Genomic DNA, 13,762 nt, shown 5'->3' on the forward strand with positions numbered 1-13,762 from the left:
CAACGCGTCCTCGCCAGCTATAACCGTGAGGACAGGCTTTGCCGTGGCGCAAACGCCGGCCGATGAACGCTAACCGATTCACCTCCTGTCTTGCCCATATGAACGATAACGATCTGTTTGCCGAGAATACGCCGGACGGCGCCGCCGCCCTGACCCCGCCGCCGCCCACTCCGCCCGCGGCGGACGCCAACGACGGCGAGTGGATTCCACTGGACCTCTACGCTGAGCGCGCCTATCTGGAATACGCCATGAGCGTGGTCAAGGGCCGCGCGCTGCCGGAAGTGGCCGACGGCCAGAAGCCGGTGCAGCGGCGCATCCTGTACGCGATGCGCGACATGGGCTTGGCCCACGGCGCCAAGCCGGTGAAATCGGCGCGCGTGGTCGGTGAAATCCTGGGTAAATACCACCCGCACGGTGACAGCTCCGCCTACGAAGCGCTGGTGCGCATGGCGCAGGATTTCACGCTGCGCTACCCGCTGATCGACGGCCAGGGCAACTTCGGCAGCCGCGACGGCGACGGCGCGGCGGCAATGCGTTACACCGAGGCGCGGCTGACGCCGATCGCCGACCTGCTGCTGTCGGAAATCGACATGGGCACGGTGGACTTCGTGCCCAATTACGACGGCGCCTTCGAGGAACCGCGCTTGCTGCCGGCGCGCCTGCCCATGGTGCTGCTCAACGGCGCCTCCGGCATCGCCGTGGGTCTCGCCACCGAAATCCCCCCGCACAATCTGACCGAAGTGGCCAGCGCCTGCATCGCCTTGCTGGACAACCCTGAGCTGGATACCGCGGCGCTGATGCAATACGTGCCCGGGCCGGACTTCCCCGGCGGCGGCCAGATCATCACCCCGGCAGAAGACATCCTCGCCGCCTATGAGAGCGGCCGCGGCAGCGTGCGCGTGCGCGCCAAATGGGAAGTGGAAAAGCTGGCGCGCGGCCAGTGGCGCGTGATCGTGTCCGAGCTGCCGCCCGGTTCCAGCGCGCAGAAAGTGCTGGCGGAGATTGAAGAAGCCACCAACCCCAAGGTCAAGACCGGCAAGAAGGCGCTGACTCAGGACCAGCAAAACCTGAAGAGCCTGATGTTGTCGCTGCTGGACCGCGTGCGCGACGAATCCGACAGCGAGTGTCCGGTGCGCCTGGTGTTCGAACCCAAGTCCAGCCGCCAGGACCCGGACGAGTTCATCAACATCCTTCTGGCGCAGACCAGCCTGGAAGGCAACACCTCGATGAACCTGGTGATGATAGGCCTGGACGGCCGGCCGGGTCAGAAAGGCCTAAAGCCCATTCTCAGCGAGTGGCTGGACTTCCGCCGCGTTACCGTCACCCGCCGCCTGCAGCACAGGCTGGCCCAGGTGGAAAAACGCATCCACATCCTGGAAGGCCGGATGATCGCCTTCATCCATATCGATGAAGTGATACGCGTGATACGCGAATCCGACGAGCCCAAGCCGGACCTGATCAAGGCCTTCGGCCTGACCGAGATCCAGGCGGAGGACATCCTGGAAATCCGCCTGCGCCAACTGGCGCGGCTGGAAGGCTTCAAGCTGGAGAAAGAGCTGTCCGATCTGCGCGAGGAGCGCGAAGGCCTGCGCCACGTGCTGGACACGCCGGACGCGCTGCGCAGCATGATGCGCGAGGAAATCCAGGCCGACGCCGCCAAGTACGGCGACAAGCGCCGCAGCGAGATCAAGACCGCCGAGCGCGCGGTGCTGACCCAGACCATAGCCGACGAACCGGTCACCATCATCCTGTCGCAGAAGGGCTGGATCCGCGCCCGCGTCGGCCACAACGTGGACCTCGCCGCGCTGGCCTTCAAGGACGGCGACGCGCTGCACACCGTGGTGGAAACCCGCACTGTGTGGTCGGTGATCGTGCTGGACAGCAAGGGCCGCGCCTACACCGTGGACCCGGCCGACGTGCCCACCGGCCGCGGCGACGGCGTGCCGGTGGCGTCGCTGGTGGACCTGCAGGACGGCGCCAAGCCGGCCCAGATGCTATCCGGAAAGGACGAGGCCCGCTTTGTCGTCGCCGGTTCCGGCGGCTACGGCTTCATCGCCAAGCTGGGCGACATGGCCGGACGGGTCAAGGCCGGCAAAGCCTTCCTGACGCTGAATCCGGAAGAAACCGTGCTGACCCCCGCGCCGCTGCCGGCCACCGGCATCATTGAAGCCACCCAACTGGTGGCCGCCGCCGACAACGGCCGCCTGCTGGCCTTCCCGGCCGCCGAACTCAAAGAGCTGGCCAAGGGCCGCGGCTTGATGCTGATGGCGGTGGAAGAGGGCGAAGCCGTCACCGCCATCGGCCTGGTCAACGGCGAAAAAGCGCTGCTGTCCACGCTGTCGGTGCGCGGCAAGGCCTCCGATGAAAAACTGGCGCTGGCGGAGTTCGCCGGCAAGCGCGGCAAGAAGGGCAAGCTGATGCCGAAGAAATGGAGCGTCAGCGCCATCAGCGAGCTGCCTACGACATGAACCGGGACCGCCCGCCGACGCCGTTGACCCCGCGCAGCGGGCTGGTCTTCATCAACAGCTTCCGGGCGGCGCTGCTGCTGGTGCTGCTGGCGATGTCCTTGTTCGCCAACCGCGAAGGCGAATCGCTGGTGGCCGGCGGCAAGGCCTTCTATCTGTGGAGCGGCGTCTACGCCGCTCTGATCGGCGCCTGGTTCCTGCTGCGCAACGGCCGGCTGGCCCACACCCTGCAACTGACGCTGGCCATCGCCGCCGACATCGCGATGATTGTGCTGCTGATGGGCATCAACGACGGCGTCCGCAGCGGCTACGGCATCCTGCTCTTGCCCTATCTGGCAGTGGCCGGCCTGCTGTCATCGGGCCGCTATGCGCTGTTCTACGCCTCCATCGCCACACTGATCCTGCTGTCCTTCGTCGGCGTCGAGCAATACCTGGGCATAGGCCGCGGCTCGGATTTCTACTACTCCGCGCTGCTGGCCACCGCCGGCTTCATCACCTCCATCGTTACCTGGAAGCTGGGCCGCGTGGCGCGCGACTCCGAAGCGCTGGCCACCCGCCGCGGCGGCGAGATCGCCAACCTCAACCGCCTGAACGAACTGGTGTTGCAAAGCCAGCGCGACGCGGTGGTGGTGCTGGATCCCTCTGGCCTGCTGCGCCAGTTCAACAATCAGGCGGCGCGCTACTTCGGCGCCATGCGCCGCGGCCACGTCGTTCCCGAACTGCTGCCGCTGGTGGAGCGCTGGCGGCACAACGGCTGCCAGCCCAATCCCAGTTTCATCGACCGCAACATCCGCGGGCGTCAATTGGTGGGCCGCATGGTGCCGGTGCTGGTGGGCGACGACCACGCGCTCCTGCTGTTCATGCGCGACATGGCGGACATGGCGGAGGAGGGCAAACGCGTCAAACTGGCGGCGCTGGGGCGGCTCACCGCCAATATCGCCCATGAAATCCGCAACCCGCTGTCGGCGATCAACCACGCGGCCGACCTGCTGGCCGAAGACGAAACCGACCCCGCGCGCCAGCGGCTGATCCGCATCGTGCAGGGCAACAGCAAGCGCATCAACCACATGGTGCAAGAAGTGCTGGCCTTGAACCGCCGCGACCGGATCAAACCCGAGCCGATACGGCTGCAGCCCTTTCTGGACGAGCTGCTGGACCACTTCGGCGTAGTGGAAGCCGCCGCCGCCGGCGCAATCTGCTGCGTCTACCAGGCGCAGGCCGCCGCGGTCCAGTTCGACCGCGGCCACTTTGGCCAGATTCTCAACAATTTGCTGGCCAACGCCTGGCGCTACTCCAGCAAACAGCCGGGCGCGGTGCGCATCGAAGTGGGCGAAGTGGAAAATCACCTGACCATCAAGGTAATGGACGATGGCCCAGGCATGAGCGAAGATGCCCAGGCCCGCTTGTTCGAACCCTTTTTCACCACGGAAAGCGCCGGCACCGGACTGGGCCTGTACATCGCGCGCGAACTGGCGGAAGCCAACGACGCGCGCTTGGACTACTGCCCACCCGGCGGCGTGTTCCGTCTGATCTGTCACAAGGCTTATGGCTAAATCCTCCCTGCGCGTGCTGGTGATCGACGATGAACCGGACATCCGCGAACTGCTGGAACTGACCCTGATCAAGATGGGGCTGGACGTGGCCACCGCCGCCAGCGTCGGCGCCGCCAAACTCAGCCTGAACAGCCAGCCCTTCGACCTGGCGCTGACCGATATGCGCCTGCCGGACGGCGAGGGCATCGAAGTGGTGCGCCATATCGCCGAACAGGGCCTGGACGTGCCCATCGCCGTGATCACCGCCTACGGCAACACCGACAACGCGGTGCTGGCGATGAAGGCCGGCGCCTTCGACTATCTGCAAAAACCGGTCAGCCTGGCTCAATTGCGCAGCCTGGTGAAATCCGTGCTGCGTGTGGACAACGGCAAAACCGAGGCCGCGGTGCGGCTGGACGGCGAATCGCCGGCGATCCAGGAAGCGCTGCGCTTGATCGGCAAGCTGGCGCGCAGCCAGGCCGCGGTTTACGTCAGCGGCGAATCCGGCACCGGCAAGGAACAGGCGGCGCGGATGATACACGAGCACAGCGCGCGCGCCGAACGGCCATTCATCCCGGTCAACTGCGGCGCCATCCCGGAAACGCTGATGGAAAGCGAATTCTTCGGCTACCGCAAAGGCGCGTTCACCGGCGCCGACAACGACCGCGACGGCTTCTTTCAACAAGCCAACGGCGGCACGCTGTTTCTGGACGAAGTGGCCGACCTGCCGCTGGCGATGCAGGTCAAACTGCTGCGCGCGATTCAGGAAAAGAAAGTGCGCCGCCTGGGCAACGCCCAGGAAGAAGCGGTGGACGTGCGCATCATCTGCGCCACCCACAAGGACCTGGCGGCGCGGGTAGACGCCGGCAACTTTCGCCAGGATCTGTACTACCGGCTCAACGTGCTGCCGCTGCGCATGCCGCCGCTGCGCGAACTGCGCGAGGACCTGCCGCGCTACATCGCCAGCCTGCTGGAACGCTTTTCCCCCGACGAAAAGCCGCGGCTGGCGCCGGCGGCGCTCAAGGCCTTGCTGGAATACAACTATCCGGGCAATTTCCGCGAACTGGAAAACATCCTGGAACGCGCGGTGGCCCTGGCCAACGACGCCCGGATTGAGTTGCGGGACCTGCAACTGCTGCCTAGCGATCACGGCGGCCAGGGCGATGGAGAGGCGCCAACCTGCGCCGATGGCGAGGCGCTGCAGGACTTTCTGGACCGGGTGGAGCGCGAAGCCATCCTCAAGGCGCTGGAGAGCACCCGCTTCAACCGCACCCAGGCCGCCAAGACGCTGGGCGTCACCTTCCGATCCATGCGCTATCGGATGGAAAGGCTGGGCATCAAGTAAGAGCCTGTTTACGATCTGCTGCGCGTCATGAAGCGTTACACGGTGAGTACCCCTTCGAAATGCTCATGTACCGCTTTTGTACACTACGCTTTCTCAGCCGTTTTCGTCTTGTCTCGCCTTAGCTCGCGAGATCGTAAACAGGCTCTAAGCGCGCTGTGGATAAGCACGGTATTGCGCCAAACCCTGTGGATAAGCCATATTCTCGCTTTTTGCCGGCTCTCCGCCGGAAACCTGGGAAGCACAGCCTCGCAATCGCTACAATGCGGCAGCCGCGGCCCACGTCCTCTCATCAGACAAGGCCAGACCCGAGCCAGCGGCTATAAAGAACCTATTCGACGGCCCCGCCCGCGGGCGCGCCATTGCAACCATATCGATATTCGCTACCGGCCCATGGCTTTCACGCCGCTCCATCTCGTCCTCCGCGCCCTGCCGGCCCTGCTGCTCAGTGCCCAGATTGGGGCCCTGCCGTCGCTGCGGGTGGCGCTGGGTGAAACCAAACAACCCTATATCGACGCGGAGCGCGGCAAGGGCGTGGAATACGACATCGTCAGCCAGGCCTTGAGCCAGGCCGGTTATCAGCCGCGGATCCGCTTCGGCCCCAATCTGCGCGCGCACAACTGGCTGGCAAGCGGCCAGGTGGACGCCGCCATCGCCAACAGCGGCGGCCATGTTTCCGAGCCCTACATCGTTTACCAGAACATGGCGATCACGCTGTGCAAACGCCGCATCCACCTGCAGCGGCTGGAGGACCTGGTTCGCTTCCGAGTGGCGGCCTTTCAGGGCGCCCACCTTTATCTGGGCCCCGCCTTCGCCGCGCTGACGCCGCAGATTCCGTCCTATCGCGAGGAATCGCCACAGATCACCCTCAACCGCCTGTTGTACAGCGAGCGCGCCGACGTGGCGATTTCCGACGTCAATATCTTCCAGCAGTTTAGCCACGATCTCCGCCGCGAGATCGACATCAAAGCCAGGCTCTGTCCATACGCGCTATTCACGCCCACTCATTACCGGCTGGCCTTTCGGGATGTCCGCGATCGCGACCGTTTCAATCTGGGCCTGCGCCGCTTCGCCGCCGCCGGCGGCTACGAGAAACTGGCCAAGCGCTATCAGCTTCCCACCCAGCACGGACGGCCCTGGTTCAAGCCCTGAGAACCTGTTCTTCGTCTGCTACGCATCGGCGATACCACGTTGAAACCGACTTCGAAATGCTCATGTACCCCATGTACATTCCGCGTCGCGCTCTTGCTCGCGAGACTTTGAACACGCCCTGGAAACCTGTTGCTGCGCCTGGCTGGCCTAAGGGTGGGTATCTGCTCTGGATCAATAACCTTCGCCGCCGCGCGGTGTTAGCATGGTTTGGCAGTATCCGATCGCTGACGACCACGGGATTTTGCCCTCACGCTTCGCTCAGGCCCGTGTCGTTAGCCGCTCCATGTATCCACCCGCCCAAGGAGTCGCCCATGTTTCCCGAATACCGCGAATTGATCAGCAAGCTGAAAACCGAAGACGATCACTTCACCCGCCTGTTCAACAAACACAACGACCTGGACCAGAAGATCAAGAATATGGAAGCGCGCATCGAGCCTTCCGCCGACTTCGAAATCGAAAACCTGAAGAAGGAAAAACTGCGGCTCAAGGACGAGTTGTACGCCATCCTGAGGAAGGCGGCCGATTAGAACGTGTTTACGATCTCGCGAGCTAAGGCGAGACAAGTCGGAAACCAGCGAAAAAGCGGAATGGTCAAGTGGTACAAGAGCATTTTGAGCTCGTACTCACCGTGCAACGCTTCACGACGCGCAGCAGATCGTAAACAGGTTCTTAGGTCCAGCGTCTCCGCGCAATGACGAAGCCCGCCATCTGGCGGGCTTTTGCATGAGCCGTGTACGGAATCAGACCTTGGGCGCGTCCTTATCCAGCTCCGCCAGGATCGCGTCCGGCTCCTGGGTGACTTCCAGCACTTTACGGATGCGGTTGAACGCCTCGCAGGCATCGGCCGGGTACTTGCCGAACGGCGTCAGCCCGCCATGGCTCCAGCCCGCGGCGGCCAGCACATCCTTGCGGAACTGCGAGCCGTCGGCGCTCCCGCCGGCGATCTGCTGCAAGGCCCGGTCAATCAGAATATGTGGAAACGGGTTGCGGGACAGCGTGGTGAAATGCTCGGGGCGAACTTCGTCGAACTGCATGGCTTACTCCTGATGCGGGGACATGATTCATCTAAGTCCAAACCAAGGCAATTCGCCAGCAGACTGTGAAGACTCACACTGCCGCCGCCGCTGGCGGCGGCGGCGACGCGTCCCGATTTAGCGGTTCACCAGCAGTTTGGGATTGGAATTGCCCCACACGGTGTAGAGGTCCGCCAGCAAGGCGCCGTTGATGTCCTCCAGCTCGGCGGCGCTGATTTCGGCCTTGCCCTGCTTGCCAAACAACACCACCTCGTCGCCTATCTTGGCGCCTGGAATCTCGGTCACATCCACCATCAAGGTGTTCATCGACACTTTGCCCACCACCGGCGCGCGCTGACCATTGATCAACACATGCGCCTTATTGGTGAAAGCGCGGCGATAACCGTCGGAATATCCAACCGGGATGTTGGCCAGCAGAGACTCGCGCTTCAAGGTGTAAGTGCGGTCATAGCCCACGGTATTGCCGGCCGGATAACGGTTGACCGCCGCCACTCGCGATTTGAACGCCATCACGCGCAGATACTCGGTATGGCTGGGCACGGTGTCGCCGAAGATGGCGCCGCCCGGGCGCACCATGTCCAGCCGCGCTTCCGGCACTTCCAGCGTGGCGAAGCTATTGGCGCAGTGCAGGGTGATCTTGCTGCGGTCCAGCCCGCCGGCCTTGATCAGCCAAGCGCTTTCCTCATTGAACGCCGCCAGGCCTTTTTGCACGTCGGCCTTATCCTCCACCGGGAAGTGGGTCATGATGCCCACCACTTGCAGATTAGGCAGCTTGAGCATGGCCAGCGCGTCGCGGCGGCCTTGCTTGCTGGCCAGTTCCACGCCGTTGCGGCTGATGCCGGCGGAATTGATGGCCAGATGGATTTGCAGCGTCTTGCCCTGACGCTTGGCCAGCGCGGATGCCTGACGCGCCAGCTCCAGATTGCCCACCAGTTCTTGCATATCGTATTGCAGGCCGTCTGCTATCTCTTCCTGCGTGGCGCTGCGCACGCGCGCCACCACGCCTTTGTAGCCGCTGGCGCGAGCCACGCGGGCCTCTTCATTGCTGGCGATGCCCACGCAGGGAATGCCCTGAGCGATGATGGACGGCATCACGTTGGCAATGCCATGGCCATAGGCGTCCGCCTTCAAGATGGCGCACACCTTGGTGTCTGCGCCCACCAGGCGCTTGAGCTCGGCCAGGTTGTGATCCAGCGCCGCCTTATCAATTTCCAGCCAGGCGTTGCCGCGCGCGGCTTCCGCGGTGGAGCCGCTGTTGGCGGCGGTCAACGGCGGCACCGCCATGGTCAGCGCGGGCGCCAAGGCCAGGCCCAGCGACAAGGCCAGCAGTGTTTTTTTGAATTGCATAAGTCGTCCCCCGAGTGTGAATGCCGCTTGCCGACAAGGCCGTTCCGGCATCCGGGAGATGATAGGAGGCTGATATATTCATGTCGATATGAATATTCACTGCTAGTCCTTGTTTTGCATAATCGCTTGACCGCACGCAAATCCGGCACCAGCGAGCGCCCCTTGCGCGCCGCGGCGCCGCTATCCATGATGAAGAAGCGGAGCACTGCGTCTGCGCGCTTTTTCGAGGTTCTTCCGATGCGGCAATCCCTATTTCTACGCCGGTTGGCCGGCTGTTGGCTGGCCGTCCTCGTCGCGTTCGGCTGTGGGTCGCCATCATCCGCCCTGGCTGCCGGCATGATCTATATCGGCCACTCGCCGGAAACCTCCGTCGATGAACGCTACGACTACCATTGGGCCATTCTGCGCGCCGCGTTGGACGCCACCCGCGCCAATTGGGGGGATTACAGTCTGCGCTTCGCGCCGCGCATGAACGAAGCGCGTCAATTGCAGGAACTGAGTCATCCCCGCGGCCGGCTCAATGTGGTGATCCGCGAAACCAACCGCGACTACGAACGTCGCTATTTTCCGGTGCGGATTCCGATAGACCGCGGCTTGCTCGGCTATCGCGTACTGTTGATCCGGGACACGCGGCAAGCGGATTTCAACACGGTGGCCAGCTTGGCGGACTTGCGCCGCTTCAGCATCATCCAAGGCGATGGCTGGGGCGACAACGCCATCCTGAAACAGGCCGGGCTGACCGTGGTGACCGACCCCAATTACGACGGCCTGTTCCGCATGTTGGAGCGCGGCCTGGGCGACGCGTTTTCGCGCGGCGTGGCGGAGGTGGAGGAGGAAATCCGCGTGTACCAGCCGCAATATCAGCACATGGCGCTGGAGCGGTCTTTATTGCTGTACTACCCACTGCCCACGTATTTTTGGTTTGGCCGCGACGCGGAAGGGCAACGGCTGGCGCAACGCGTGGATCAGGGCATGAGACAAATACTGCGCAACGGCGAGTACCAGCGGCTATTCCAGAAATACCATGCCGGCCTGATCCAGCGGCTGGATCTGAAGCATCGGCGGCTGATCCGCATCGACAACCCGTTCCTGCCGCCCAGCACGCCTTTCGCCGACCGCAGCCTGTGGTTTGATCCGACCACGGCTAAATGACAGCGCTAACAAGAGCTCGCAAAGAACCCGAGCCAAGGCGCGCCGGCGCAGGCAGTACCTGTGGGGATCAGGGGTTTACTTAAGAACCGGTTCAAAGTCTCGCGAGCAAGGGCGAGACAAGGCGAAAACGGCTGAGACAGCGGAGTGTACATAGGGTACCTGAGCATTTCGAAGCCGTACTCACCGTGGGGCGTCTCACGACGCGCAACAGTTTCTTAGTCCGGCTGCAAAGCCTGACGCACGCAAAGCCGCTGAGCGATCTCGCGGTCCGCGCATTTGAGTTCGGCTTCAGCGCGGGCTCGGCAACGCGCGGGATTGGCGGAGCGCGCGCAATCCGGCGGCGGCAGCCGCTCATTGACGCAGACGCGTCGCGCCTTGCCTTCCAACCCGTCGCAAGAACTGTGCGCCGCCCGCAAGGCTTCGCAACGCTTGGCGTCGCGCTCTCGCAGGCAACTCAAGGCCGGAGTGTAAAACTGCATGCAGGCGTGCCGGCCGTTGACCGGCAAATCATTGCAGGCCATGGCCCCCTGGCGGTACAGCTCGCAACGCTGCGGCGCGGTAGCGCGGCTGCAATCCCACTGCGCCGCCGCCGCTTCCGCCAGCCAGCACAAAGCTAGCCCCAGTCCCCAGGCGCGCCGCAACGCGCCGTATCCCCTATTGTTTTTCAAGGCATGCCCCTTGCGCATGACCGGTTATCTCCGCGCCCGCCTATGAAGCTGTTCAATGTTTGCTGCGTTCCAGCGATACGGCGTTGAAGCACCGATACGCCGTGTCCGCACGCCGCAGCCCCCGACTCGCGGGATCATGAACAAATTCTATTGGGCGAAAACGACGCTGCGCGCTATCGGCGCGGCGGATGGCCAGCCAGGCTCATGCCCGCGAAATCGGTTTGCTTCGCAAAACGTTCCGGCAATGAGAATTTGAATTGGAATGAAAAGGCTGGCGTACTCTATTCAAAGCTTATCAATAGAAATCCCGCTTCGCCAGCCGGGCTTGACGCTGAGAAGGCTCATTCCGAACCATGTTTGCGGCGGTCTCGCCAGAAATGAGGCTTGATGCGATCAGGCGGCGGCGGCGGCGCGGCACCGTCCGGGCTCATCCGCCAGTACGGGGGCGGCGGCCGGTGCATCTGCTCCTTCGGCAAATCGCCGTCCTGCACGGCCTCGCGCAGGCGCAAATTGCGCAGACGACGCAATTCCTTGCAGTCCGGATCGGGCTGCGCCTGGCAGCGGCGGCCCTGCGCCGGTTCCATATCCGGCGGCATGGGGCCGCGTTCCTTCCCTCGCGCCAGGGCCGGCGCGCCGGCAAGCGCTTGCAGCAAGGCAAATATGAGAAGAATCGGCAACCGCATCATGAAACCTGTTTTATCCTGTCGAACATGCTGGAAAAGGGACTCCGGACCCAAGTCCGGCGAGGGCGGACAGCATACACCATGCGCCGCGGATGCCAAAGGCATCGAGAACCGCCCAAGGCGCCGGAACACTTCATTACGGAGCCTAGACTCGCGGCATGAGGGAGACATGAGCGACAATCTCTGATTTGTTAAGGTGTGTGATCGCGAGAACGGGCTTAACATATCTTCATCAGGCGCGCTGCCGCAGCCCGGGGCCAGCCGCTAAGCTGACACACCGCTCCGAGGAAAAATCGCATGGAACACAATAAGATACTGGTCGTCGACGACGACGCCAAGCTGCGCGAGCTGCTTACCCGCTATCTGAGCCAACAGGGCTACGCGGTGGAGGCCCTGCCGGACTCCAAAGACCTGGACCGCAAATTGGCGCGCAATCGCCCGGACCTGATGGTGCTGGACGTGATGATGCCGGGCGAAGACGGCTTGGCGGTGGTGCGCCGGCTGCGCGCCCAGGGCGAAACCATTCCGGTCATCATGCTCACCGCGCGCGGCGAGGACATCGACCGCATCCTCGGCCTGGAGATGGGCGCCGACGACTACCTGCCCAAACCGTTCAATCCCCGCGAACTCACCGCCCGCATCCAATCGGTGCTGCGCCGTCATCACGCCACGCCGGCGCTGGGCGCGCGCCACGACGCCGACGAGGAAGTGAGCTTCGGCGAATTCGTGCTCAACCTAGGCCAGCGCGAATTGCGCAAGGCCGGCCAGCCGGTCACGCTGACCAGCGCGGAATTCGCGGTGTTGTCGGTACTGGTCAGCCACCCGCGCCGGCCGCTGACCCGAGAGCAACTGATGGAAATGGCTCTGGGCAAGGGCAACGGAGAATCGTTGGACCGCAGCATAGACGTGCACATCTCCCGGCTGCGCAAGGCGCTGGAAAGCGGCGACAGCCAGTTGCGCTTCATCCAGACGGTCTGGGGCTACGGCTATGTGTTCGTGCCGGACGGCACGCCGCGGGAGTAAGCCGTGCGCAAGCTGACCGGCTCGCTGTTTTTCCGGCTGGCCGTGCTGGTGGTGCTGGTGGTGCTGACCACTCAGTTCGTCACCCTGTGGATGGCCGCCGGCGAGCGCCACAAGCTCTTGGACAAGCAGCTGTATTCGCAAACGGTGGACACTCTGGCCTTCCTGGAAGGCACGATGGAGGCGATGACCAACACCGAGCGCGCCGAATTCCTGGCCGGCTACAACCGGCCCGGCCTGCCGCGGTTGCTGCCGATCAACGCCGATCAAGGCGTCAACTTCACCGACTACGTGCCGCGCTTGGGCGAAACCCTGGCGCAGCGGCTGTCGCACGGCCTCAACGAAGCGATCGAGGTACGCTACGCCCAGATCGACGACCGTCGCGAACTGTGGGTCAATGTGCACGTGCTGGACCAGGCTTACTGGCTGGTGCTGCCCTTCGGCCGCTACAGCGACCGCTCGATCAACACCATCATCCAGGCGGCGCTGTTGGCGTCCATCGTCGCCAGCTTGCTGGCCTTCGCCGTCGCCTGGCGCGTGGCGCGGCCAATCAGCCGCGTGGTGCTGGCCAGCCGAGAACTGGCCGCCGGCAACATGCCGGCGGCGGTGCCGGAGGACGGCCCGCGCGAGGTGAAAGTGCTGGCCCACAATTTCAACCTGATGGCGCAGGCGCTGGACAGCGCCGCGCGCGAGCGCAGGTTGATGCTGGCCGGCCTGTCTCATGATCTGCGCACACCGCTAACCCGGCTCAAGCTGACGCTGGAGCTGCAGCAGGACAGCCCGGACCAGCACGATATGTTGGCCGACATCGACGAGCTGTCGCAGATCGTGCGCCAATTCATCGACTTCGCCCGCGCCGAGGAAACCACCCGGCTGGAGCCGGTGGCATTGGCCGACCTCGCCGCCAGCGTGGTGTCCCGCTTCGCCCGCGAAGGCATGGACGCGCGCCTGGAGCGGCGAGCCGAGCCGGAGTTGCAGGGCGACGGACTGGCGCTGGAGCGGCTCTTGTCCAATTTGCTGGAAAACGCTCGCCGCTACGGCGCGCCGCCGGTGGAAGTCTGCGTCGAGCAAGTCGACGGCTTCGCCGTGCTCAGCGTGCTGGACCACGGCAAGGGCATCCCGGCCGAGCTGCGCGAAATCGCGCTGGCTCCGTTTGAACGGCTGGCCGAACATCGCGGCACAGACGGCGGCAGCGGCCTTGGCTTGGCCATCGTCAGCCGCGTGGTCAAACAGCATAGAGGCCGGCTGGAGTTCTGCGATCAGTCCGACGGCTTCAAGCTGGCCGTTTACCTGCCGTTGAACGCCGGTTGAGAATCGGTTTAAGAACCTGTTTACGATCAGCTGCGCATCGTGAAACGTGGCACGGT

The 13,762-nt window shown here is 63.9% G+C and carries 12 protein-coding genes; 8 read left to right on the top strand and 4 right to left on the bottom strand.

Annotation, left to right across the window (positions count from 1 at the left end):
* Positions 1 to 98 precede the first annotated feature (98 nt).
* The 5 genes from parC to BR71_RS10160 all read left to right on the top strand — a co-directional run bounded on the left by parC (position 99) and on the right by BR71_RS10160 (position 7,018).
* On the top strand, positions 99 to 2,468 hold the full coding sequence (parC, locus tag BR71_RS10140) for a DNA topoisomerase IV subunit A (RefSeq protein ID WP_043636463.1): 2,370 nt from the start codon (positions 99 to 101) through the stop codon (positions 2,466 to 2,468).
* Positions 2,465 to 4,018 (top strand): sensor histidine kinase, encoded by a 1,554-nt coding sequence (locus BR71_RS10145; protein WP_052370473.1) that lies wholly within the window; start codon positions 2,465 to 2,467, stop codon positions 4,016 to 4,018. The genes parC and BR71_RS10145 overlap by 4 nt, the downstream gene beginning before the upstream one ends.
* On the top strand, positions 4,011 to 5,342 hold the full coding sequence (locus BR71_RS10150) for a sigma-54-dependent transcriptional regulator (protein WP_043636466.1): 1,332 nt from the start codon (positions 4,011 to 4,013) through the stop codon (positions 5,340 to 5,342). The genes BR71_RS10145 and BR71_RS10150 overlap by 8 nt, the downstream gene beginning before the upstream one ends.
* 390 nt (positions 5,343 to 5,732) lie before the next feature.
* Entirely contained in the window at positions 5,733 to 6,491 is a 759-nt protein-coding gene (locus BR71_RS22920; protein ID WP_052370474.1) for a substrate-binding periplasmic protein, read from the top strand.
* A 311-nt stretch (positions 6,492 to 6,802) separates the two neighbouring features.
* On the top strand, positions 6,803 to 7,018 hold the full coding sequence (locus BR71_RS10160) for an HP1242/YdcH family protein (RefSeq protein ID WP_043593468.1): 216 nt from the start codon (positions 6,803 to 6,805) through the stop codon (positions 7,016 to 7,018).
* Positions 7,019 to 7,231: 213 nt separating this feature from the next.
* Here the strand turns inward: BR71_RS10160 and BR71_RS10165 are convergent, their stop codons facing one another.
* Positions 7,232 to 7,525: a hypothetical protein gene (locus BR71_RS10165; RefSeq protein WP_043636469.1), complete on the bottom strand. Its 294-nt coding sequence runs from the start codon at positions 7,523 to 7,525 to the stop codon at positions 7,232 to 7,234.
* 117 nt (positions 7,526 to 7,642) lie between these two features.
* Positions 7,643 to 8,872 (bottom strand): alanine racemase, encoded by a 1,230-nt coding sequence (gene alr / locus BR71_RS10170; protein ID WP_043636472.1) that lies wholly within the window; start codon positions 8,870 to 8,872, stop codon positions 7,643 to 7,645.
* Between the two features lie 336 nt (positions 8,873 to 9,208).
* Between alr and BR71_RS10175 the strand changes: the two genes are divergently transcribed.
* Positions 9,209 to 10,024: a transporter substrate-binding domain-containing protein gene (locus tag BR71_RS10175; RefSeq protein WP_043636630.1), complete on the top strand. Its 816-nt coding sequence runs from the start codon at positions 9,209 to 9,211 to the stop codon at positions 10,022 to 10,024.
* A 215-nt stretch (positions 10,025 to 10,239) separates the two neighbouring features.
* On the opposite strand, the gene BR71_RS10180 is transcribed toward BR71_RS10175, so the two are convergent.
* Both BR71_RS10180 and BR71_RS22925 read right to left on the bottom strand, forming a co-directional pair.
* The gene (locus BR71_RS10180) at positions 10,240 to 10,710 is read right to left on the bottom strand and encodes a hypothetical protein (RefSeq protein WP_052370476.1); all 471 of its coding nucleotides are present in this window, start codon (positions 10,708 to 10,710) and stop codon (positions 10,240 to 10,242) included.
* Positions 10,711 to 11,033: 323 nt separating this feature from the next.
* Complete coding sequence (locus BR71_RS22925; protein WP_156038937.1) at positions 11,034 to 11,288, bottom strand: hypothetical protein; 255 nt, start codon at positions 11,286 to 11,288, stop codon at positions 11,034 to 11,036.
* Positions 11,289 to 11,672: 384 nt separating this feature from the next.
* On the opposite strand from BR71_RS22925, the gene ompR reads away from it, so the two are divergent.
* Together ompR and BR71_RS10195 are read left to right on the top strand one after the other, a co-directional pair.
* Positions 11,673 to 12,398 (top strand): osmolarity response regulator transcription factor OmpR, encoded by a 726-nt coding sequence (gene ompR, locus BR71_RS10190; protein WP_043636475.1) that lies wholly within the window; start codon positions 11,673 to 11,675, stop codon positions 12,396 to 12,398.
* A gap of 3 nt (positions 12,399 to 12,401) precedes the next feature.
* Positions 12,402 to 13,706: an ATP-binding protein gene (locus tag BR71_RS10195; protein WP_043636478.1), complete on the top strand. Its 1,305-nt coding sequence runs from the start codon at positions 12,402 to 12,404 to the stop codon at positions 13,704 to 13,706.
* Positions 13,707 to 13,762 lie beyond the last annotated feature (56 nt).

This window comes from Chromobacterium haemolyticum DSM 19808 (genome assembly GCF_000711885.1).
GTDB classification, from domain to species: Bacteria; Pseudomonadota; Gammaproteobacteria; order Burkholderiales; family Chromobacteriaceae; genus Chromobacterium; species Chromobacterium haemolyticum.